Here is a 24052-nt window from a genome sequence, read left to right on the forward strand (position 1 = left end):
TCACTATGTTTTCAGAATCTCCCATTAAACGCAGAAAATCTACCCGCATCAATGTGGGTAACGTACCGATCGGTGATGGCGCCCCTATTGCCGTGCAATCAATGACCAACACCGATACCATGGATGTTGATGCAACTGTTGCACAAATTCAAGCTATTCAAGATGCCGGCGCCGATATAGTGCGTGTTTCCGTGCCGACTATGGACGCCGCCGAAGCATTTAGAAGCATAAAAGAACAAGTCACCATTCCACTGGTTGCAGATATTCACTTTGATTATCGTATTGCTTTGCAAGTAGCAAAGTATGGTGTTGATTGTTTACGTATTAATCCTGGCAACATTGGCAGTGAAGAGCGTATTCGCGCGGTAGTCGATGCTGCCCGTGAGCACAACATTCCAATTCGTATTGGTGTTAATGGCGGCTCATTAGAGCGTGATTTACAAGAAAAGTACGGCGAACCAACGCCTGAAGCGTTACTTGAATCAGCCATGCGCCATGTAAATATTTTGCGCCGTTTAGATTTTGATCAATTTAAAATATCAGTAAAAGCTTCTGATGTGTTTTTAGCTGTGGGAGCATATCGCTTACTTGCTAAAGAAATTGACCAACCTCTGCACTTAGGGATCACAGAAGCAGGCGGTATGCGTTCAGGCTCAGTGAAATCAGCTGTAGGCTTAGGTATGTTACTTGCCGAAGGTATCGGCGATACGCTGCGAGTATCGTTGGCGGCTGATCCAGTGCAAGAGATCAAAGTCGGTTTTGATATTTTAAAATCACTGCGCATTCGCTCTCGCGGGATTAACTTTATTGCCTGTCCGAGCTGTTCACGTCAAGAGTTTGATGTGGTTAGTACCATGAACCAACTTGAAGAGCGTTTGGAAGATATCATCGAACCGGTATCAGTATCGGTTATTGGTTGTGTGGTCAATGGCCCTGGCGAAGCGTTAGTGAGTGATATTGGCTTAGCTGGTGCAAATCGCCGCTCTGGCCTTTATATTAATGGCGAACGTCAAAAAGCCCGAATTGATAACAACAATATTGTTGATCAACTCGAAGGCTATGTACGCGACTTTATCGCACAAAAAGAAAAACAGACCCCTATCGACATCAAAATCGTCGAATAAATACAATATAGTCGGCAAACAAAGCCGTTTGCCGTTTACCTTTATAGCTAGAACGCTATAATGACGGGTCAATTTTTAGCATTCTTGTTGTGTAGTCATCTTTTATTACGCAAAAAACAGTTTTTAGGATTTAGCAGTGGCAAAACAAATTCAGGCAATACGTGGAATGAACGATTGTCTGCCGGGCGATACCCAAGTTTGGCAGAAAGTAGAAAACATCTTACGCGAGACAGTAGCATCGTTCGGTTATCAAGAAATTCGTTTTCCAATTGTAGAATCAACCGATCTTTTTAAACGCTCAATTGGTGAAGTCACCGATATCGTTGAAAAAGAAATGTACACCTTTGCCGATAATAATGGCGACAGCTTAACACTTCGTCCTGAAGGTACTGCTGTGTGTGTACGTGCTGGTAATCAAAACGGCTTACTGTATAACCAAGAGCAACGCCTTTGGTATATGGGCCCAATGTTTCGTCATGAACGTCCGCAAAAAGGTCGCTATCGTCAGTTTCACCAATTTGGTTTAGAAACCTTTGGTATTGCCAGCGCTGATATTGACGCTGAAGTGATTTTACTGACGGCGCAATTATGGCAACAATTTGGCATCAGCGAACATGTTCGTTTAGAGCTTAATTCTTTAGGTTCAAACGAAGCTCGCGCGCAATACCGTGATGCACTTGTGGCTTATCTTGAGCAACATATTGATGCACTAGACGAAGACTCAAAACGTCGTATGTACAGCAACCCACTGCGCGTGCTAGATAGCAAAAACCCTGATGTACAAGCGGTTTTAGTTGATGCACCAAAACTGTCTGAACACTTAGATGCTGAATCAAAAGAACATTTTGAAAATTTATGTGAACGTTTAGACGCCGCAGGCGTCATATACACGGTTAATGAAAAGTTAGTTCGTGGCCTTGATTACTATAACCGTACTGTTTTTGAGTGGGTTACAGATAGCCTCGGCTCACAAGGTACTGTATGTGCAGGTGGCCGCTATGATGGCTTAGTTGAGCAATTAGGTGGCAAAGCAACGCCAGCTGTGGGCTTTGCTATGGGTCTGGAACGTTTAGTGTTAATGTTACAAGCATTGGAATGTGTTGGTGACATTCGTCGCAACGCTGATGTATATTTGGCAGCGATGGGTGACAAAGCCAGCATTCAAGCCCCTATTATCGCAGCTAAATTACGTGCTGAAGTACCTGGCTTACGTATCATGGTCCATGCCGGTGGCGGTAACTTTAAGAAACAACTTAAACGCGCAGATAAAAGCGATGCACTCGTTGCACTGATTATCGGCGAAGATGAATTAGAACAAGGCGTAGTGACAGTTAAGTATTTACGTGAGCGTAAAGAACAGGTCACCTTAGAATTAGAACAAATTAAAACGCTTTTAGCTGAGCTAATAAACAGCTAAAAAAGACGAGGTAGTAATGGATATTTATTCAACAGAAGAACAACAAGCTGAAGCGATCAAACGTTTTTTTCGTGAAAATGGTGTATCACTGGCGCTAGGTGTAGTGCTTGGTTTAGGTGGCCTGTATGGCTGGAAAGCATATAACCAAAATCAAATTACAACTGCTGAAAGTGCCTCTGATGCATATACTCAGCTGGTTGAAGGTGGTGAAGTATTAGGTTCGGCAGATACATTTATCGCAGAGCACAAAGATACTAACTACAGCGCACTTGCAGCCTTTGTTGCTGCTAAAGAAGCCGTAGAAAAAGGTCAACTTGATGTAGCCAGTGAAAAACTCAGCTGGATAATGACTAATGTTACCAATGCAGATTTAAAAGCAACGGCGACCACCCGTTTAGCTCGCGTGCAAATAGCACAGCAGCAATACGACCAAGCTTTAACAACGCTTAACGCTAAACTTGCAGATTCATTCACTGCAACAGTCGCTGAGCTTAAAGGTGATATATACACAGCTCAAGGCGATGCAAATCAAGCTCGCAGTGCTTATCAGACTGCTGCAGATGCGGGCGGTCTGGAGAATAACCCATTATTGCAAATCAAACTTGATGACTTAGCAGTAACTAGCCCAACGGCGTAAGGGGTTACCATGAAAAAATTAACAGCGGCAACCATAGCGCTATGCATGGCAACCTTAGTCGGTTGTTCATCAAGCGATGACGAAGACGAACTGGTGTTGCCTGAAATCGTTAATCAGTTTGAAACCAAAGTAATTTGGCAAGAAAGCATTGGTGACGGTGTTGAACATTACTTTTCTCGGCTAACACCGGCGGTATATAAAGACCGTGTTTTTGTAGCTAACCGTGCTGGTAAAGTCGAAGCGCTATCGCTTGAAAACGGTAATACTCTTTGGGAGACTGATGTTCGCGAAAATTTGACCTTTTGGCCATGGCAAAGCGACATTAGTGCAAAATTATCCGGTGGTATTTTACAAGCTTATGGTAAAATTTTTATCGGCTCCGAGCATGGTTATTTAGTTGCCCTTGACCGTGAAACGGGTGATGTTGTTTGGCGCAAAAAAGTACCCGGTGAAGTGTTAGCAAAACCAGCTGCCGGTGATGGCCTTATATATGTTAACCTAGGCTCAGGTAAATTATTAGCCCTTCACCCAGATACCGGTGAAGAGCGTTGGAGCCATGAGCAAGAAGTCCCCGCATTAACACTACGTGGGCAAAGCTCTCCGACCGTTGCTAACGGCGGTGTATTAGTTGGCCTTGAAACAGGCAAGTTAAGCGTACTTATCTCTGACAGTGGTTACTCTGCGTGGAGTGCTGAAATTGCTACACCAAAAGGCGCATCAGAATTCGAACGTTTAGTTGATGTTGATACACAACCTCTGATCAGTGGTCCTTATGCGTATGCTATTGCCTATAATGGTAACTTAGCAGCTGTAGATATTCGCTCTGGTAATGTTGTCTGGAAACGCGAATACAGCAGTTACCGTGACATTGCCATGGACACCCAAACTATTTACGTAGTAGACAGTAATGGTGTTGTTTATGGATTAGATAAAACCTCTGGCATTGAACGCTGGAGTCAGCCAGCCCTTCGTGGTTGGTACTTAACAGGGCCTGCGGTAGCAGGAAATTACTTAGCCATAGGTGACCAAGAAGGTAATCTACATTGGCTAAATAAAGAATCAGGCGAGCTTGTATCGCGTGAAGACTTCGACAGTTCAGGCTTTTTTATTGAGCCAATTGTTGCTGACGACAAACTGATTTTATACACCCGAGATGGTGAAGTTAGTGCGGTAAAAATACCGGACTAATTTGCTAAATAACTATAAGTTATTAATAGTTAATTTATTTTTTTAAGGCTTCGCTATGCGAAGCCTTTTGTTGTTTTTTTAAGAGGTAGTTTATGCTTCCCGTGATCGCTCTAGTTGGGCGACCCAATGTGGGCAAATCCACATTATTTAACCGTTTAACACGTACGCGTGATGCACTCGTTGCCGATTTTCCAGGCTTAACGCGAGATCGAAAATATGGCCAAGCTAATTACGATGGCTATGAATTTATCGTGGTAGACACGGGCGGTATTGATGGCTCTGAAGAAGGCATCGAAATCGAAATGGCTGATCAATCGCTACTGGCGATTGAAGAAGCCGACATCGTATTATTCTTAGTTGATGCACGTGTAGGTATGACAGTAGCTGATCAAGCTATTGCCAACCATTTACGTAAACAAGAAAAGAAAAGCTTTGTTGTTGCCAATAAAACTGATGGTATTGATGCTGACTCAAACTGTGCTGAGTTCTACCAATTGTCGCTGGGCGAAGTACACCATATTGCAGCCGCTCATGGCCGTGGTATTACCTTGTTACTTGAACACACCTTACAGCCTTTGCTTGCAGAGCTGAGTGCGCAAAATGATGATGGTAAAGGCGATGACGACGAGTTAATAGATTTATATTCTGAAGATGATGAAGATTCTACAGCGCATGAAGCATTTGCAGATAAGCCAGTAAAACTGGCTATTATCGGTCGTCCTAACGTAGGTAAGTCAACACTGACTAACCGTATATTAGGTGAAGAACGCGTTATTGTTTATGATATGCCGGGCACAACCCGCGATTCTATTTATATTCCAATGACTCGTAACGAAAAAGAATACGTGTTGATCGACACCGCTGGTGTACGTAAACGCAAAAAAGTCAGTGATGTGGTTGAGAAGTTCTCAGTGATCAAAACCCTCCAAGCAATCGAAGATTGTAACGTGGTGCTATTGGTTGTAGATGCCCGCGCTGGCATTTCGGATCAAGATTTAAGCTTACTTGGTTTTGCCTTAAATTCTGGCCGCTCACTGGTTATTGCTGTGAATAAATGGGATGGCCTTGATGATTACGTGAAAGATCGTATTAAATCGGAGCTTGACCGTCGCTTAGGCTTTATTGACTTTGCACGCTTACACTTTATCTCAGCTTTACATGGTACAGGTGTTGGTCATTTGTTTGAGTCAATTGACGAAGCTTATGAATCAGCAACTAAGCGTATTAGCACTGCTATGCTGCGCCGTATTATGGATATGGCACAAGCTGATCACCAGCCGCCACTGGTTCGTGGCCGTCGTGTTAAGCTAAAATACGCGCATGCGGGGGGTTATAACCCACCACGTATCGTAATTCACGGTAACCAAGTACATGATTTACCAGATAGCTATAAACGCTACTTAATGAATTACTATCGTAAAGCATTAAAAATTATGGGCACGCCTATCAAAATCGAATTTAGAGAAGGTGATAACCCATTTGCAGGACGTACTAATAAAGTGACTCTTTCGCAAAAACGTAAGATCCGCGCATTTAGTAAAGAAAACCGCAATAAATGATAGAGCTGAAAGCTGAAAGCTGAAAGCTGAAAGCTGAAAGCTGAAAGCTGAAAGCTGAAAAATTGAACCTTGTTGGGCACCCCCTTACAAGGTTTTTTTATGTGTAAATTAAATAACAACTTTTATCACAAAGTATAATCATAAAAAGCAGTGCAGTTTTACGCTTATAATCCTTCATATTCAGCTTCCCTTGGCTTTAAAATTTGCTTTCTACATTTAACCATACTCCAACAATCCGTTTCGGGTACACCGTAATACCACGCTCTAAAAATCGGTTGATACTTTTCAATTACCCGTTGTTGCATACGTTTTGAAAAATGGGGTAAGTACATAGTTTTGATCACCGTAATGTGCCTTTTAATCATCGCCCCCAAATTAAAGCGCGCTTGGCGATACCGAATGTCTGCTTTTTTATATTCTCTGCTATCAGGTGTAAAGTTTTGCATGTTTTGTTTAGGGCCAGTCGCCCACCCAGCTACTTTTTTCATTTGTTCAGCAAACGGCTTAACGGTAAACGTGATATGAATAGGGTCATCAGCATCGGTGGGCCCAAAGCCTCGCGGAAATCCGCGGTGGTGATAATTAGGATGGGTAACCGTAAACTCAATCGATGCATAGGCATTGGGTTGTAATAAATCCAAACGCTCGCGTGGGAAGGTAATTGGCTCATTAGCATAGGCAGTTTTAAAATATTTATAACCAAAATCAATACCACAACGACTATGACCACACGACTCTGAATAGGCCGACTTTATCAAAAAAGGAAATTCTGGCACTGAGCCATCCTCTGTTTCAATCGTCACAACAATGGGCCCACGATAACCATGCGCTTTATCAAATACCGTAGTGCAACTTGTTGTCAAAAAACACGCCAGTAGCACACAGTAAAATTGCAGTGCAGTTTTACGCTTATAGTCCTTCATATTCAGCTTCCCTTGGCTTTAAAATATGTTCTTGGCAAGTCATTTTGTTCCAACAATCCGTTTCAGGTACTCCGTAATACCAGGCTCTAAATATCGGTTGATACTTTTCAATAACCCGTAGTTGCATACTTGGTGAAAAATGAGGTAAGTAAAAAGTTTTGATCGTCGTAATGTGCCTTGTGATCGTATTTCCTAAATTAAAGCGCTCTTGCCAAAACTGCATTTTTCCATTGAAATGCTCATTACTATCTGGTGCCGCGTTCTGCATCATCACTTTGCCTTGCTCGGCCCAGCCAGCTACTTTTTCCATTTGTTCAGTAAACGGCTTAACGGTAAACGTGACATGAATAGGGTCATCAGCATCGGTGGGCGCAAAGCCTCGCGGAAATCCGCGGTGGTGATAATTAGGATGAGTAACAGTAAACTCAATCGATGCATAGGCGTTGGGCTGTAATAAATCCAAACGCTCCCGTGGGAAGGTAATTGGCTCATTAGCATAGGCCGTTTTAAAATATTTATAACCAAAGTCAATACCACAACTACTATGACCACACGACTCTGAATAGGCCGACTTTATCAAAAAAGGGAATTCTGGCACTGAGCCATCCTCTGTTTCAATCGTCACAACAATGGGCCCACGATAACCATGCGCTTTATCAAATACCGTAGTGCAACTTGTTGTCAAAAAACACGCCAGTAGCACACAGTAAAATTGCAGTGCAGTTTTACGCTTATAATCCTTCATACTCAGCCTTCCTTGGTTTTAAAATTTGCTTTCTACAGTCAACCATATCCCAACAATCCGTTTCAGGTACGCCGTAATACCAGGCTCTAAAAATCGGTTGATACTTTTCAATTACGCGTTGTTGCATACTTGGTGAAAAATGGGGTAAGTAAAAAGTTTTGATCGTCGTAATGTGCCTTGTGATCATATCTCCTAAATTAAAGCGCGCTTGGCGATACCGAATGTCTGCTTTTTTATATTCTCTGCTCTCAGGTGTAAAGTTTTGCATGTCTTGTTTAGGGCCAGTCGCCCACCCAGCTACTTTATTCATTTGTTCAGCAAACGGCTTAACGGTAAACGTGATATGAATGGGGTCATCAGCATCGGTGGGCGCAAAGCCTCGCGTAAATACATTGTAGTGATAATTAGGATGAGTAACCTTAAAAAGAATTGTTGCATAGGCATTGGGTTGTAATAAATCCAAACGCTCCCGAGGGAAGGTAATTGGCTCGTTAGCATGCGTGGTTTTTAAGTATCTATAACCAGAGTCAATACCACAACTACTGTGACCACACGACTCTGTGTACACAGACTCTATCAAAAAAGGGAATTCTGGCACTGAGCCATCCTCTGTTTCAATCGTCACAACAATGGGCCCACGATAGCCATGAGCCTTATCGAATACCGTAGTGCAACTTGTTGTCAAAAAACACGCCAGTAGCACACTCATGTACATTACTAAATTTTTCACACTATTAACCTTCTATTTTAATAATTATTTAGCGCTAATAATGGGGTTGTCGGCACTGCCATTAATTTGGTAGCCATAAATAGTGGCAAGTTGCGCCAGCTCAGGCGATAACACAAGTCCGTTGTCTGTATCAAACAATAGCCCTAACTCTGTTAATAAATCAGCTTTATTGTTCTTTAAAATATAACCAAGCGCTTCATCTCTTTCATAGCGAGTCATGCTTTTATTAAAGGTATTGCTAATTAGCTGGCTTTTATTTGTACCGCTTGCGCGCTTAAAATTGATGTAGCGTTCGCCTAGTTCGAGTAGGCTCTTATCAAGGCCAACATTAGAAAAGTTGGCCTTTAAATAACTAATATTTGCAACCTCAGCAAGCCCCAGCAGCGTAAGTAACTGCGTATCAAAACCATAATCGTCAATAATGGACTGATTAAGTGCAGCAGTTAGCTGCTCAATAGCTGCGGTATCATCAATGTTACTTAATTTGCCAAACACCCAGCTTGCAGGCCCTCTAAAAATAGGGTGCCCTTTTTCACTGGCAAAAAAGCTGGCTCTGTCTTTAACAGCATTGTTAGGATGTAAAGTAAAATACATCAGCGCTTCACGTAATCTAAGCCCACCTATTTCATCACTATTTAAATAGGTAACAAAAAACGATTCAGCGCCTGCATTCGGGCCTGCTGACAAAATATTTAAACTAATACTTTTATGGACAATGGCTGTTTTATCTGTGCCCGCCGCGAGTAACTGCATTTCATTTTGCAGATAATCATACAATTTATATTCGTAAATATGGTTTGTTAGACCCATTTTGCTATTTAATATTGCACCCAATACTTCATCTAATTCTGTTGTATTAGGATTCGGTTTTTCACGCTCGGTATTATTACTAGTCTCGGCTGTGTTTAACTGCTCAACTAAACTTGGGATTTGACTAAGCCCGTCATCGGACTGGCTAGAGAGTTGCTTGATTTGAGAGTCAATAGCACCAATATCTGACACTGTGACAGCTGCCAAATTGATACTTGTAATTAAAAGAATAAGTGAAGTTAATTTTAAAATAAAACTAACACGAAATTGATTATTTAAACCAATCATCCTGAATGTACCTTATTGTTATTTCCTTATAATTAAAGAATAAAAAATATACTCGGTTAAAATTCAGAGTAATAGATCAATGTTACAATGAAAAACCACCCATTCACATAAAAACAAAAAAAACAAAACAAAAACCAACCTAAAATACTAGGTACATTCTAAAAGCATGTGCTTAATTACCGAGAATATTAACCTAAAAGATGCAGCCAATTATTATTCTAAACTTGTTGGTAAAAATATGTGATTGTGAATAAATAGTAGCAGCACTAAATAGTACAACTGTGGTACAAATTAAACCTAAATGATGGCTATTTTATTGACAACCCAATTTAAGTGTTTAGTTTTACCTGATGTCGCAAATCTTAGGAAACTGTGCTTTATTTAGAAGATGTAAACTTAAATAGAGTCATCAATGGAATTAATCAGTCAAGTTATCTACGTTGATAACGTTGAAGAAACCTTAGACTTTTATTTTCAAGCATTTGGCTTGAGTACCTCATCAATCAGTGATAATGCCGAATATGGTGAGCTTGCAACAGGTGCCGTCAAAATAGCGTTTGCAAATCACCCTTATGCACAAGCTCATTTTAAACAAGGCTATATTCGTGCTCACCCAAAACAGCCAGCGCTTGGTTTTGAACTGCGCTTTAGCTGTAGTGAGCTCAGCGAAAGCTATGATAGAGCGGTATTGGCGGGTGCAGAGCCACTTTGCCCACCAAGCTATAGAGAAACTCAATATTATGCCTACGTACGAGCCATTGAAGGCACCTTAATATGCTTAATACAAGCCTAGCCCTTCATCAAAACAGCATTAAAGTTTAACTTTGTAGCAATATAAGCCACACGCAACTGTCATCAATTTTCCTTATCTTAGCGGTAATTTAAATAAGGAGATTAATATGAATACATTACTACTAACATTGATGCTACTAAGCCCAACTGAAGCGCTAGTGACTGAACAAATCAAACTGCAAACCACTGAAACACTAAAAGTTATGCAAATTGAACAGCAGACACAGTTGAAAACACAAGTCATCGCCTCATTAGAAAATATAGAATTGGTATTGCCTGTGGTTGTTGATAAGCAAACTTTAGCGAAAGTACAAAACGTAAAACAGCAACTTAATCAAGACTAAGTTGCTCTGCAGAGTTAGTCCAAAAACGAAGCTAAAGCGATTTCAACTAAACTCTCGGTATTTTTGTTGTGGTTTTTCTTAATACCTCGCTGGCTAAATCGATTAGTCGGTATTTCAAAATGTATAATACCAATCGACTTAAATATTTAACCATTCTAGCGAGCTAAATAAAGCGCTAACTGCGTTATAATTTTTTCAAGTAGAACAACTACATGTCAAAATTTACGCCTTGTTATCACTCCATTTATCTGTCGCTATAAATGGTCAGTAACTTAACACGATTGGTATAAAACCATGATTATTGGCTTGCTGGTTCACTAGTAATTGTTTTTCTTTCGCTGTTAAGTGATTGTCGTGAATTTTATTAAGTTCTTTTGGATCTAGCCAAATACCCGCACAACTTGGGCACTCATCAATTTCGACCACATGAAGAGGTGTAAAGAAGCGCCGCATCATCACGATACTCGGGCACTTAGGACAATTAATTCGTGCCGTTAAATCAACGTCTGTGTCAGGTAAAGCAGCCAAGTGCTCAGCAAGCACCAGCGCTCTTTTTAAAGATGGATCACTAAAATTAAAAATCTGGCGATTATCAAAAAATACCCCACCATTGGCGGATGAGAAAACCTCGATCCCCCCGACCATTAGTTTAGTGAGTTCTATATTTGTCCTTGGGCAGCGCATATCCAGTTCCTTTGCATTTTATTACTCATCGCAGTGAGATATTAACTCGGTGCAAGCGCCTTTTCAATTAGCGGTATTAACGGCGCTGGTAAAGTAATATTACCCGCCAACACAAAGTCATGTGCCTCAGTAGACATTTTTTGCCACGTACGTTGCAAAATCCCAATCCACTTTTGCTCATCGTAGGCTGGTTTTGTTTGTACAAATGCCAACATGTAATACTCAATAAACACTAAACTTGCGATATCTTCCACCAATTGACTATCAGGATTACGCTTGATTTGTTTTTTCGCAACCGCTGCATATACTCGTTGCTGATCAACGTCAGAACAACCAGCTTGCTGCATTAATTCAACCACAGTACTGGCATGAAAAACATACAACGCACTGCGCCACTGATGATAGCCTTGTTTATCCATTGGAAAGTGACTTCGCGGCGAACACCAACGCTTTATGTGCTGTGCTCTCACAGCAATATGCATTAGCTCATCAGCATCAGATTTAAAACGGTTTAACATCTGCGTCATACGATCTGAATATAAACGCTCTTTAGGCCACACTTTACCTGCATAGTATTCTTGATTAGGATCCTGGCTATTTGCTTCATCAATTAACGCGATTACTTGCTCAAACATTAGTTTAGTCATCATTCTTAGATTTATAGGCTATTTTAATCAGCTCATTTGTAATTAGCTAGTTGAAAGTATTACGAGTTATTTATTGTTACTTTATTACTGAGCATCAATGAATTGGGAACTAAATGACGACAGCCATCGGTCTGTAAAGTAATATATCTGAGGTTTAAATCGACCACGACACCTTTACAGCTGGCGACCTCGATGTTGTCGCCTAATTTAATTGGACGGTAAAGCACAATCATTATCCCTGCAACGAGATTTGAAATTGCATCTTTAAGCGCAAACCCTAACGCAAACCCTGTTAAACCCAAGCCAGCGACTAAACCAGTTACATCAAAATCAAGCTTAGAGAGTGCTAATATAGTGCCAATAAAAATCAAAATCGCTTTTTGTGAGTTTGAAATTAAACGAAACGATTCCGCGGCATGGCCATCAAAACGACGTTCAACCTTCTTCAGTGCAAAGTGAAAAACTAAACTTAAAACAATACAGCCAACAAATACCAAAATAGCAGCAATAATTTGATCACTCATACTTTTACTCTGTTACTGGATTAAATTGACTTAAATCGGTAGCAATAGACGCCTTTGGTTTTTCAACTAACCGCCCAAGCTCTTCGCCTGCTGTTAATACTATAATCGTTGGTGAATACTTTAATTGGTAGCGTGCTGCAATCCCTTCAGGATCGCGTTTATCATAACCGACAGCGACCAACTTTAAGCTGGCCAATGCCACCTTGGAGCTATCAAGTAATTTAAGTAACCGTGGTACTTCACGCTGACTATCGTGACACCAAGTGCCAAATAACACCAAAATATCTTTACCTTTGAGTGTTTGCATGGCTTGTGTATCGGCAACAGTTGGCACAAAGTTATTATATTCATTGGAAAATTGCTGATGATCGTTAAGTAAATCAGCCGCACTTATCTGCCCTACAAACGGCTTATTATCTACAGCAAAAGACAGTAGCGGCACTAAACATACTGATAAAAAGAGCGCTATACGTTTAAACATGATGATTCTCGGCTATTTATATTAAGTTGACTATACCCAAATAACAGTTTATTGCGAGTGCCATTACCCGTTTGTAAATCAGCCAATCTTGCTGCTATTAAGTAAACATTTAAAAATGGATTTTAAATTTATTATTATAAAATTTATAAGCTTGATATTACCTATAAACAACTGCTGCTGCATTGTTTTAGCACGCCAAGTTAAAAATGATGAAAATACGTTCAATTAGTCATAAATCTGCAATTAAACTATAGGATAATTTCCATTCGATTTAATTAACCTAGAAAAGACGACTGACCTCAATGACCACTCCTTTAGTGCGCTTGAACTTTGCACTGCAATCTTTTGAAGATCCGCTATCAGCTGCCATGGCACATACTATGGAGTACGATACGCTGCATCTAAATGCAAACGCGCAGCATGAAATTACACTGCTTTGTGTATTACCAGAAGATGCGCATGAAGGCGACACTATTTCGTTAAGTGCAACACATATAGCAGCGCGTGATGCACGTTACTTTATGCAATACACACTGCGTCTGAGCGATATCGAAGCCGGTACGGTAACGCTGACACTTGAAAAAATAACTCTCAGTGATGAAAGCGACGAATATGTGCTGCAATTAATGTTGCATGGTTTACATGCCACCCTCAAAGACAGTGCTGAATTTGATGTCGCAATCAAGGAATATGGCGCAGGTTATATACCACAATACGAGCCGGCTCTAGTTTCTAAAAGTCATTCACTGCGCCAATATATGACAAGTTTTAGTAGTTCATTTTTATCATTATTTTAATCCGCAAAGCTGACTTTACCCATAGTAATGGTGGGTATGCCCTGCGCTTGATTACCAAAACGTTGCTGGCCACCCGCTAAACATTCGTTCGCTAAAATCGCAAACAAAACTGCTTCTTTCGCATCTGGGTCGATACCTAGAGCATGGGTATTTTTAATCTCATGTAACTGTGGGCACAAAGATAAAATATGCTTCATCAACAGTGGATTATGTATTCCCCCGCCACTGGCATAAACTGTAACATCGGCTAATTTTTCACTGCATTGATTAATAGCCTGTGCAATCATCATCGCCGAAAATAGATTTAGTGTTGCCATCACATCTTCGTGGCTTAGCTGTAGGGTGTTGGTTGTCGTTTGTGCTTGGTGTAAATAAGCCAAATTGAAAACTTCAGGGCCTGTCGTCTTAGGAAAGTCTAAATTAAAAAATTCATCTTGGCATAACTCATCCAACAGCGGCTGATTTATCTGGCCTTGGTTGGCAATTAAACTATCTTTGTCATAATGAAGCGGCGCAAAATAACGCTGTATATAAGCGTCCATAATGGTATTACCTGGGCCAATATCAGAGCTAAATACAGCGCTCGCATCAGCAGATTGTGGTAAAAAAGTCAGGTTAGCAATGCCACCCATATTCAGTAATATACGATTTTCAGTTAAGCTGCTAAAAAATAAATAGTCGCCATATACCGCAAGTGGTGCGCCTTCTCCGCCCGCTGCAATGTGCTTTTGTCTAAAATCGCCAATCGTGGTAATACCAGTCGTAACCGCTAAATGGTCGCTATCACCTATTTGCAAAGTACCATGATTAAAATCGCTCTGGTTATGCTGACTTTTTGGGCAGTGATAAATAGTTTGCCCGTGACTTGCAATCACATCAATATCAGCTGCAGCAACTTTCCATTTAGCTAAACACTGCAATACCATTTTGCCATGTAATTGCCCCACCCAAGGGTGAAGTAAAGTAACTAACTCCAAATCACATTCGCGCTTGGCAAATACTGTTTTTATTTTCTGTTTATAGTCATCATCATAACCAACGGTGTCAAAGGCTAACACATCAATTTGGGTGTCCATGCCATGCCCTGAGACTTTGCACAATGCAACATCTAACCCATCTAATGAAGTCCCACTCATCAGACCAATTATTAATCTTTGTTGTTTTTTAGCACTGTTATACAGTTGTAATATATGCTGATGCATTCTTTTTACCCTTAAAAATCAAAATACTAATGAATGTACATTCACTTCAAACTAAAGAATACTTTATACCTTAACTTTAAACATTGAAAGAATAATTATTGCAAATACGTTAAAAATGCTTTAAAACTTACCAACACACTGAGTGTACCGACAACGATAAAATTCATAATAGCAAAAAATACATAACCACGGGAACAGACCATGAAACACTGCAAACCTAACTCAATGCGCCCACTCCACCTGCTATCACCAATTGCACTGGCAGTTATTGCCACTACTAGCCCTGCTTTATTGGCCGCTGAACAGCAACAAGTGCAGCAAAAAAAACCTGAAGTAATTACGGTTACTGGCTCGCGAATTCAGCGAACAGAATTAGTTTCAAGTAGCCCAGTAGTGAGTGTTGACGAAGCACAAATACACCTAGATCGCGCGGTGAATGTAGAAGATATTACCGCAAAATTACCACAAGCCGCAGCGGGCGCTAATAGTACAGGTGCAACGGTAGGTGACTCATTTGGCTCATCGACTATTGATTTACGTGGTCTTGGTCAAAACCGAACTTTGGTATTAATTGACGGTACGCGCGCTGTGCCATTTAGTTTTCGTAACTCAGTTGACGTCAATACAATTCCTGCCGGTTTGATCAAACGTGTTGATGTTTTAACTGGCGGTGCGGCTGCTGTTTATGGTGCCGATGCAGTAGCTGGCGTGGTTAACTTTGTGCTTGATGATGACTTTACTGGCGCTGAGTTTTCAAGTAGTTATGAAACAGCTGATGGTGGCAATGAAAAACTTAATTTTGAAGCCATTTTTGGTGGCGATATAGCTGATGGTAGTGGCCATATTACTGGCTACCTTGGTTATTCTGAACGTAAAGAATTACTTGCTGGTGAACGTGATTATGCCTTAGATAATGGCGCAACTATGATTAATAGCGGCGGGTTTTACACCGATGTTGCCAGCGGCAACAGTTTAGCGATAAATGATGCAGGGCAAGTCGTGAGCGACCGTCAAACCAGTGACTTTACCGGCGACCGTTATTTAACTCAGCCAATGGATAGATTTTCTGCTGGGTTATTATTTGATGTGGATGCCAGTGACAGCGCAATCATTTACGGCCGCGCTATGTATTCAAAAGTAACCGTTAATGGCGCCGGCGCTAGCGGCCAAACACCTATTCTTGTTAATGAACAAGTAACCCTCACACAAGATAACCAATATATTCCTGATGAACTACGCCAACAACTCACCTTTGATGCTGATGGAAATGCGCTAGTCAATGTTGAGCGTAATTTAGGCCTTGGCGTTCAACATACTGAAGCCGTGCGAGATTCATTGCAATTTCAACTGGGTTTAAAAGGCGATATTAACGATTATTTACGTTACGATATTTATGGTCAGTATGGTCAAACCGATGAAGTAGCAACGATCTATAAAAATGCTTACAAAACCGATAAAAGTGGCAATAGTCGCTTTGGCAATATTGCCAATAGCAGCGATATTTTTGATCCTAATTTAGATCTAAATGAATTTAGCGATCCACTGTTATATACCACCCGTGAACGTACTCAAAGTGTATTTGCTGCAACTCTCTCTGGCGATTCAAGTGCCTTATTTGAATTACCTGCCGGTTATGTCGATTTTGCAATTGGTTATGAGTACCGCAAAGAAACGGGCAAGCAAACTCCAGGGGATGCATTTAGAAATGGCACTAGCTTTGCCTCAGTTAGCGCATTTGATATGGACGCCAGCTTCGACAGTAGTGAGTTTTATGCAGAAATTTTAGTGCCGATCTTAATTGATATGCCATTTGCAAAAGAACTTAGTTTTGAAGGTGCTTACCGTATTTCTGATTATTCAAACACCGAAGCCGAAGACACTTATAAGCTTGGCATAAACTGGGCAATTAACGATGACATTCGTATTCGTGCTAATAAGCTCACTGCATTTAGAGCACCAAACTTAGGCGAATTCGCAAGTCCGATCACGGGGTTATCATTAGCTTTATTTGACCAAAATAGTGACCAATTTGTACCACGCTTTGCTGGTCGCTTTAATGGCGATCCATGTTTGATAGGTACGGGGGACGCAGCGCAATGTGCCGCTTTTGGCGCACCGCCAGTGGGCACTGAGTATGACTCAACAACAGCCGAGTATACTTACGGCGGTAATCCGAACATCAAGCCAGAGCAAGCAGAATCAGATACTTTAGGTGTAGTTTATACTCCAAGTTACATTGAGGGCTTTGACCTATCACTTGATTACTATAGCATTCGTGTAACCGATGCCGTAAGTCAAATTCAACCTGCTGCAGCATTACAGAGCTGTTATATTGACGATCCAAATCCTAATAACCCATTGTGTGGCGCAGTACTTCGCGATCCTAATACAGGCTTTATTAGCACCGCGATCGTAAATGACTTTAACCTTGCAGCGATTGAACAAGCTGGTATCGATTTAGCAGCCAACTATGTATTTGATGCACCAATGGATTTAGGCGGTCGCTTTAGGCTCTCATACCAAGGTAACTTTGTAACAAAACAAACTCGCCAAAATAATAGCACCGTAGCCGAAGTTGATTGTAAAGGCACTTACGGTAGCGCGTGTTCAGGCGATTTTGCGAGTATCTTACAAGCCGATTATAAACATCGCGCCACGTTTGATTGGCAGCTAGATACCATGAACTTCCAATTAGGCTGGCGCAGAATCGGTGAAGTAGACTATGCTGTAGATAGAACAGAAACAATTTCAGCACAAGACTACATGGACTTTGCTGCATCGTGGCAAGCAACCGACACTATCGCCGTTAACTTTGGTATCGATAACCTGTTTGACAAAGCACCACCAACACCTGACATTGGCGCTAACCACTTTAATACTGTGAGTGATTACAGTGTGATTGGCCGTACAGTGGGCGTTGCAGTACGTTACTCACCGAGTTTTTAGTTAATCCCCAATTGCCTATAGCAACACAGGATTAAACCCTTAAAGCGCACCCTGCCCGGTGCGCTTTTTCTTGGTTCAATGTTAATCAAACCTATGCAGCGATAGAAACCGTAATTTTAACGGTTAAGTAAAGATGCTGTATAGTTGCTCAGTGCTCGCGTGAGATTTGCTAATAGTGATTGTTGCATTACACTTTGCTTGCTAAACAAGGCATTACTCAAACTGTATCTCTATCGGCTCGCTAAGCATTTCATCACGGCTTACAGCAACAACTCGGATATGTGAAAGCGCAAGTCCATTGTTGTTATTCTCAACTGTGATTGAGCGCATTATTGATGGGTAAATTTTATATTGCCAATCATCGCCATATTTAAGATAAACAAGCGTTTTAAATACATGCTCAGGTTGCGCATGATGCCAACTCAGTTTTGTCACCTGTGCATATTGGTTATAGCTCATTGCAGGTTTACTCACCTCCTGAACTGGTAACCAATTTGATAGCGGCAGTAATGCTTGATGTTGAAAAACGCCCTTTTCTATCACCTGAGAAAAGTCAGCGTTTTCTAATGATTTTACATTCCAAAATACAACGCCTGGCGAGTTATTAAGCATCGCCCGATTGATCATAATTTGGTTAACGACTTCGTCGATTCCTGCATCCGTATTTGCTATCAGTGTGTTGATACCTGGCCATAAATGACGATTTTGAGTATTTTGCGATTGCCACCACGCAATTAACAATGGATAGCTTTGCGAGTATTGGTTGATAGGCCAATATAATTGCGGAGTAAAATAATCAAGCCAACCTTCATTTAGCCATAGTTTGGCATCGGCATAAAGCTTTTCATACTGATCTAAACCACGGATCGTGGCCGGTTGCTTTGGACGATATATCCCAAATGGACTAATACCTACTTGTACATGTGGCTTCAGCTGCTTTATTTGCTCATAGAGCGTTTTTGTAAATTGATTCACGGCAGCTCGACGCCAATCACCTTTACTTAATTTACCTCCTTGTTTTTGATAATCTAAATATTGGCTTTGATCAGGAAAATCTTCACCTTCATTATAGGAAGGATAAGGGTAAAAATAATCATCATAGTGAAGGCCGTCAATATCATAGTTTTCTACCAACTCTAGTAACGTCGCAATACTATAATCGATCACTGACTGATTAGTTGGAATGAACCAATGCATACCATTTTTAAGCTGCACGACATCTTCAGCCATTTGCATACTAATTGATTGTTCGCTGACAATTCCACCTGATGGGTGATGAACGCGATAAGGATTGAACCACGCATGTAGCTTTAAACCTCGCTGATGCGCTTGTTCAATCCAAAATTGCAACGGATCATAAAAAGGTTCCGGCGCTTGCCCTTGCTTACCCGTTAAATAGTAAGACCATGGCTCAGTTGAGCTTTGGTAAAGTGCATCAGCTTGTGGCCGAACTTGAAAGATAACTGTATTAAAATTATTCGTTTGCAGCGTATCTAATATTTTTATTGCTTGACGTTTTTGCTCATCAACAGGCAAGCCTGGTTGCTGCGGCCAGTTAATATTCGCAACAGTCGCAACCCATGCGGCGCGAAATTCACGAACAACATCTTCGGTATGAATAGTTGCAAGCAGTGGGTTAAGTTGTTGTTTAGTATTAGGTGTTAAAGGAGCGGACTGACAAGCGATTAAAGTAACAGATATGAGCACAGAGAAAATTACTCGGATCATCATTGATTTCCTAACAAGTGAAAAAATATAGCCGATAGTGAGGACTATCGGCTATTTATATCGTATATGGGGGGAATTAAAATTTATACTGGGCGCCGAGTAAGAATCTACGACCATAATTATGAATAGCAAGTGGACGATTGCTATCTGACATACCAGTGCTGTTACTTGACATTGAACGCTGGTCTTCATCGGTTAAATTAATGGCTTGAAATACCACATTCAGATTATCAGTCACATTGTAGCTAAGGTTCAAATCATATTGACCAAAGTCATCAATGTACTGGTTGAGTCCTAAATAAGTTGTATAAAAGTATTCAGAACGATAAGTATATGAAACCCTTGCACTAAAACCCATATTCTCGTAATACACTGTGGCATTGAAGGTATCTTCTGAATTATTAGGCAGAACGGCTTCTTCTCCTGCAGCGACCTGCTCAGCTGTTTGCTCAAGCTCTGCATCTGAGTAAGTATAGTTAGTTTGAATACCAAAACCATAACCTAGCTTTTGCGTATAATTAACTTCAAAGCCTGAGTTTTCGCCGCCTAAACCATTTAATGGTTGAGTGATCAAGAAAGTACGCAGTTCTTCAGCACCGGTATCTGGATCAGTCCACATCCACTCTTTATCAACAGTGCTATTTGTAATGTATGAATCGATATCTTTATAAAAGTAAGCTAATGATAAGATAGATGACTCATTAAAATACCATTCAGCTGATAAGTCATATTGCGAAGCACGATATGGTTTTAAATCAGGATTACCTTCATTACCCTTACAGCCTGTTGCTGCAGTGCAATAACCACTTTTACGAGCGGATAAAAAATCATAATCAGGACGAGACATAACTTTTGCTGCAGCAAAACGCAGGATGATCTCATCACTGTAATCATAAGCGATATTTAAACTCGGTAAAAAGTCGTCATAACTAGTAGAAAAACCAACTTCTTCGATATTTTGCGGATCAAAACTACGGCCCGTATATTGTAGTGACTGCGAGTCAACATCGGTTTTGACAGCTCGAACACCTAAGTTACCTCGAAAATCACTAAATGAAAACAATGCTTTTACGTAACCGGCAGTAATGCTTTCTTGCAAGTCATATGTATAATCTAGATGTTCATAAGGCGCTGTTGATGGTTCGGTGGAAGCAATCCAATGACTATAAGCGGCATTATCAAATTGCCATAAAATGGCATTCTCACTCCCCATAAAATCATTAACTGTGGTAGTTGCAAACTGGCCTAAATTATTCGTACTGCCATCAGCCCCCTTTTTAGGATAATTTGCTTTAATTAAGTTTGCGGCTTTACTGTGTTCTCGGTATTTAACCCCGGTTTTTATCGCCGTAAAGTAATCATTATCGAGTTGGTACTCAAAATCAAATTGCACATATTTCTCATCGGAATCATTCGCTATATCATTTTTATGATTGTAGTCTAAGCGATAATCGGCAGGCGTAAGAGAATCTGATAATACAACTTCGGGCATACCATTTTCGATGCTGTACGAAGCGTCAGTGTTTGCGTAGTACTCCGAATATACGTCACTTACTGCGCCTTCAGCTTTACTATAGCCAAACTGTGTTGTCAGAGTGTAGTTATCTTTTGCATAGGTAACTTTAATATCGTGAGCTTGAGTTTTAAATTCACCTTGGTATCCGGCATTTCCGTAATAGCCTAAATTATTATGGGCAGGTAAAGTCCCAGCAACTACAGTACCATCAACAATATCAGCTTGCTCAATATTGCCAATGTTTTGTAATATAAAACCACTCGAATAAGTACCGTAAGACTCATGCTCAGATTTTGAATACAAGTTATTAAATACGATATCTAAGTTTGCTGAAGGCGCGTATTGCAAGGTAGCCGTCACTGTATTTAAATCAGAGTCACTGGCATAGCGATTATAACCTACCGCCCCAGGGTAATACTCATTATTGCCATCACCATTGGCATCTGTACTTCGGTAACCAAATCTTACTTCTTTACTGTCTCTTTGGGTTGCGAGTTCTTTGCGCACAAAGCCCACATTAAAACCAAAGTCTTCATCTTCATTTTTCCAAGAGTATAAACCTGAAATATAAGGCTTAGTTTCATCGGCATTTTCAAAATGAAATGCTTTCACTGACAATGCGGCATAGTTAGATTCACTGTCTAAAGGCTTGCGTGTTCTAACCACCACAGTGCCGCCAATTGAACCTTCATCAACATCAGCCTCAGCTGACTTAAACACTTCTAAAGTATCGACTAACTCTGCAGGCAAAAGTGAATAGTTAAAACCACGTGATGGACGAGTGATAGACGCTGATGCCGTCGCTGAAGCAACACTCTGACCATTTAATAAGGTAATGTTTAGATGGGGTGCTGTACCACGAATACTTACTCGGTCACTTTCTCCGCCTAAGTCTTTTTCAACTTGCACACCCGGAATACGTTGCAGGGCATCGGCTACCGTTTGGTCAGGGAATTTACCGATATCTTCTGCAGATACCGCATCAACAACACTGTTAGCAAACCGTTTCATATTGAGGCTCTTCTCGACAGACGCAGCGTAGCCTTTTACCTCTATACGTTCGATATCTTCTTTTGTTAAGTTTTCTTTGTCTAATTGCTCTGCATCATTAGCAAAAGCCGTACTAGAAGCTGAAATAACCAAAGTGGCGAGTAATGATTTTTTGAATTGAGCTGTAATTGTGTGGAATTTATTATTCATAGTATAAGCATTTAACCTTTTTATATTGCAAAGTACTTGTACGGCTTCAGCTAATTTAAAATAGCTAAATCAAGACATATTTTATAGTTTTGTTACCTGCTGTTAACTTAGTCAAAAAAACACACAAGGTCAATATAATTTATTCCAAAATTAATAAACATTTACAATTTATAATTCCAAAAATACACAAAATGTCCTTTAGTCGCTATCTAAATAAAGCACTTAAATTTATGAAAAATGAGAGCCTTATAAATAAGTGCAATTAAAACAAAAGATTAACGATATAGTGAACTTCGAGGTTAATTTAAATTACGCAGTAGTAAGATACCGTAATTTAAATTAGGTTGGCGCAGAATTGGCAAATTGGACTACTTTGTCGATAACTTAGGGGGCCTTGTAAGCAAGTAGTACTGATCTGTTATTGTAGCTACTGAGGTTTTTGCTGGGTTTCGAGCTTCAGTAAATATTTAGCAGCTCGACGGCTCCCGCGTTGCTGGTTTTTTGGCTAATTTCAGCGCATGATAAATAATATGTTTAGTTGATTTACTCAACGCCACAAAACATTTTAGCTTGGGGTTTTGCATCTAACGCTAATAAAAAATCATCAGGGAACTGCATTTCGTTTGATATCGAATATGCTGTATTCCAGCGTCCATAAGCTTTTACCAAACACACTGGGATCATTTGGGCTTATTACATTAAGCCCGATTCAATTAACTGTGCCACATAGTTTTAGTTTTGACCAAACACTGTTAGCTCTGCGAAGAGTAAAACATGGTAAGTACGAATCACCATCTAAGGATTTTTTAATGCCATCAATCCATAGCTCTGCGCAATCAAAATGATTTTCTTCAAGCCAAGCATAAAACTCTCTGTTGATGCAAAAGACTTGATATTAAATGGTTCAAATTTTCCAATTTACTTAAAACTCAATCACTTCAATCGCACCGCGTTTTTGCATAGTGACAAACAGCTTGGTTTGCTGGTCATTAAATGCCACATTGGTTGGATGCTGCCCTGTTAAAGTATAGGTTTGCAATATCTTACCTGCGGGACTAATTTTTAAAATAACACCTGCGCCATAACGGGCTACATACAGGTTACCTTGGTTATCAACACGCATGCCGTCCATACCATGATCGTCAAATGTGAGCAGCGGCTGCTTATTGCTGATGTTTAGCTCACTATCAAGATCATATTGCCAAATAATGCGCTGCACGCTTTCGTTTACGTAGAGTTTACTATTGCTGTTATTAACCGCCACACCATTGGTGGTGCCCATATTCTCTTCTAATAATTGAGTACTGCCATCTGTATTTATACGCCATAATTTGCCGGTAGCATCAGCCCAATTAGGGTCGCTGGCAAACAACACACCGCGTTTAGTTATGGCAATATCATTTGGTTGATTCATGGTTTTATTATGAGCAAAAACCTCAACGCTTTTACTATTAGCAGGCACTTTTAAAATATTATGATTTACATAATCCGCAATATAGAGATTACCTTGGCCATCAAATTGCAAACCATTACCAACGCTGTCATTTGGCAGCTTTAAAAATAAGCTGGCTTTACCATTGTTATCAACCTTACCAATGGTGCCCTGATCAGCAAAATTAACTGCGTATAAATGCTGCTTATAAAAAACAGGTCCTTCAACGCCTTGAGTAAACACATTATCAGGCACAAACTCCTTACTGTGCTGCGCAATACTGGTGGCACTAAAAAGTGCTGCACAGCTCAATCCACAGATCATCGCTTTCATTTTAT

Annotated in this window: 20 protein-coding genes and 1 pseudogene; 9 read left to right on the forward strand and 12 right to left on the reverse strand. The window is 40.5% G+C overall.

The features are described from left to right. The first annotated feature begins 5 nt into the window (after positions 1–5). From ispG to der, 5 genes are all read left to right on the forward strand, one after another. The gene (gene ispG, locus PSR9079_RS12630; RefSeq protein ID WP_145239699.1) at positions 6–1124 is read left to right on the forward strand and encodes a flavodoxin-dependent (E)-4-hydroxy-3-methylbut-2-enyl-diphosphate synthase; all 1119 of its coding nucleotides are present in this window, start codon (positions 6–8) and stop codon (positions 1122–1124) included. Positions 1125–1260: 136 nt separating this feature from the next. After that, positions 1261–2541: a histidine--tRNA ligase gene (gene hisS, locus PSR9079_RS12635; protein WP_145239702.1), complete on the forward strand. Its 1281-nt coding sequence runs from the start codon at positions 1261–1263 to the stop codon at positions 2539–2541. 16 nt (positions 2542–2557) lie between these two features. Further along, positions 2558–3178 carry a YfgM family protein gene (locus PSR9079_RS12640; protein WP_149981918.1) on the forward strand — a complete coding sequence of 207 codons (621 nt, stop codon included), beginning with the start codon at positions 2558–2560 and terminating at the stop codon, positions 3176–3178. Between the two features lie 9 nt (positions 3179–3187). Next, positions 3188–4366, forward strand: coding sequence for an outer membrane protein assembly factor BamB (gene bamB / locus PSR9079_RS12645; RefSeq protein ID WP_149981919.1), 1179 nt, complete (start codon positions 3188–3190; stop codon positions 4364–4366). 92 nt (positions 4367–4458) lie between these two features. Next, a complete protein-coding gene (gene der, locus PSR9079_RS12650; protein ID WP_145239710.1) occupies positions 4459–5925 on the forward strand; it encodes a ribosome biogenesis GTPase Der in 1467 nt (488 codons plus the stop codon). 164 nt (positions 5926–6089) lie between these two features. Here der and PSR9079_RS12655 read toward each other — a convergent pair whose 3' ends face one another. Genes PSR9079_RS12655 through PSR9079_RS12670 form a run of 4 tightly spaced genes read right to left on the reverse strand, consistent with a single transcriptional unit; the run spans position 6090 to position 9421 of the window. Continuing rightward, complete coding sequence (locus tag PSR9079_RS12655) at positions 6090–6848, reverse strand: hypothetical protein (protein WP_149981920.1); 759 nt, start codon at positions 6846–6848, stop codon at positions 6090–6092. Then, on the reverse strand, positions 6835–7593 hold the full coding sequence (locus PSR9079_RS12660; protein WP_149981921.1) for a hypothetical protein: 759 nt from the start codon (positions 7591–7593) through the stop codon (positions 6835–6837). The genes PSR9079_RS12655 and PSR9079_RS12660 overlap by 14 nt, the downstream gene beginning before the upstream one ends. Continuing rightward, complete coding sequence (locus PSR9079_RS12665; RefSeq protein WP_246175559.1) at positions 7580–8323, reverse strand: hypothetical protein; 744 nt, start codon at positions 8321–8323, stop codon at positions 7580–7582. Before PSR9079_RS12665 ends, PSR9079_RS12660 begins: the two co-directional genes overlap by 14 nt. Positions 8324–8347: 24 nt before the next feature. Then, complete coding sequence (locus PSR9079_RS12670) at positions 8348–9421, reverse strand: hypothetical protein (protein ID WP_149981922.1); 1074 nt, start codon at positions 9419–9421, stop codon at positions 8348–8350. A 412-nt stretch (positions 9422–9833) separates the two neighbouring features. On the opposite strand from PSR9079_RS12670, the gene PSR9079_RS12675 reads away from it, so the two are divergent. Both PSR9079_RS12675 and PSR9079_RS12680 read left to right on the forward strand, forming a co-directional pair. Next, entirely contained in the window at positions 9834–10214 is a 381-nt protein-coding gene (locus tag PSR9079_RS12675; protein ID WP_149981923.1) for a VOC family protein, read from the forward strand. Positions 10215–10320: 106 nt separating this feature from the next. Continuing rightward, positions 10321–10557, forward strand: a complete 237-nt coding sequence (locus tag PSR9079_RS12680; RefSeq protein WP_149981924.1) for a hypothetical protein — start codon at positions 10321–10323, stop codon at positions 10555–10557. 279 nt (positions 10558–10836) lie between these two features. Here PSR9079_RS12680 and PSR9079_RS12690 read toward each other — a convergent pair. From PSR9079_RS12690 to PSR9079_RS12705, 4 genes and pseudogenes are all read right to left on the reverse strand, one after another. Continuing rightward, a pseudogene (locus PSR9079_RS12690) lies at positions 10837–11241 on the reverse strand (TFIIB-type zinc ribbon-containing protein); the annotation flags it as partial. Between the two features lie 41 nt (positions 11242–11282). Next, on the reverse strand, positions 11283–11876 hold the full coding sequence (locus tag PSR9079_RS12695; protein ID WP_149981926.1) for a DUF4202 domain-containing protein: 594 nt from the start codon (positions 11874–11876) through the stop codon (positions 11283–11285). 71 nt (positions 11877–11947) lie between these two features. Next, positions 11948–12412, reverse strand: coding sequence for a mechanosensitive ion channel family protein (locus PSR9079_RS12700; RefSeq protein WP_145239737.1), 465 nt, complete (start codon positions 12410–12412; stop codon positions 11948–11950). A 4-nt stretch (positions 12413–12416) separates the two neighbouring features. Further along, entirely contained in the window at positions 12417–12893 is a 477-nt protein-coding gene (locus PSR9079_RS12705) for a TlpA family protein disulfide reductase (protein WP_149981927.1), read from the reverse strand. 302 nt (positions 12894–13195) lie between these two features. On the opposite strand from PSR9079_RS12705, the gene PSR9079_RS12710 reads away from it, so the two are divergent. Then, positions 13196–13690 (forward strand): hypothetical protein, encoded by a 495-nt coding sequence (locus tag PSR9079_RS12710; protein WP_149981928.1) that lies wholly within the window; start codon positions 13196–13198, stop codon positions 13688–13690. On the opposite strand, the gene PSR9079_RS12715 is transcribed toward PSR9079_RS12710, so the two are convergent. After that, a complete protein-coding gene (locus PSR9079_RS12715) occupies positions 13687–14892 on the reverse strand; it encodes an anhydro-N-acetylmuramic acid kinase (protein WP_149981929.1) in 1206 nt (401 codons plus the stop codon). The genes PSR9079_RS12710 and PSR9079_RS12715 overlap by 4 nt on opposite strands. A 201-nt stretch (positions 14893–15093) precedes the next feature. On the opposite strand from PSR9079_RS12715, the gene PSR9079_RS12720 reads away from it, so the two are divergent. Further along, positions 15094–17838: a TonB-dependent receptor domain-containing protein gene (locus PSR9079_RS12720; protein ID WP_149981930.1), complete on the forward strand. Its 2745-nt coding sequence runs from the start codon at positions 15094–15096 to the stop codon at positions 17836–17838. A 213-nt stretch (positions 17839–18051) separates the two neighbouring features. Here the strand turns inward: PSR9079_RS12720 and PSR9079_RS12725 are convergent, their stop codons facing one another. The 3 genes from PSR9079_RS12725 to PSR9079_RS12735 all read right to left on the reverse strand — a co-directional run bounded on the left by PSR9079_RS12725 (position 18052) and on the right by PSR9079_RS12735 (position 24047). Further along, complete coding sequence (locus PSR9079_RS12725; protein WP_246175560.1) at positions 18052–19569, reverse strand: glycoside hydrolase family 10-like protein; 1518 nt, start codon at positions 19567–19569, stop codon at positions 18052–18054. 73 nt (positions 19570–19642) lie between these two features. After that, on the reverse strand, positions 19643–22282 hold the full coding sequence (locus tag PSR9079_RS12730) for a TonB-dependent receptor (RefSeq protein WP_149981931.1): 2640 nt from the start codon (positions 22280–22282) through the stop codon (positions 19643–19645). Positions 22283–23204: 922 nt separating this feature from the next. Next, positions 23205–24047: an SMP-30/gluconolactonase/LRE family protein gene (locus PSR9079_RS12735; RefSeq protein WP_149981932.1), complete on the reverse strand. Its 843-nt coding sequence runs from the start codon at positions 24045–24047 to the stop codon at positions 23205–23207. Positions 24048–24052 lie beyond the last annotated feature (5 nt).

Source organism: Pseudoalteromonas rhizosphaerae (genome assembly GCF_902498845.1).
Classification (GTDB): Bacteria; Pseudomonadota; Gammaproteobacteria; order Enterobacterales; family Alteromonadaceae; genus Pseudoalteromonas; species Pseudoalteromonas rhizosphaerae.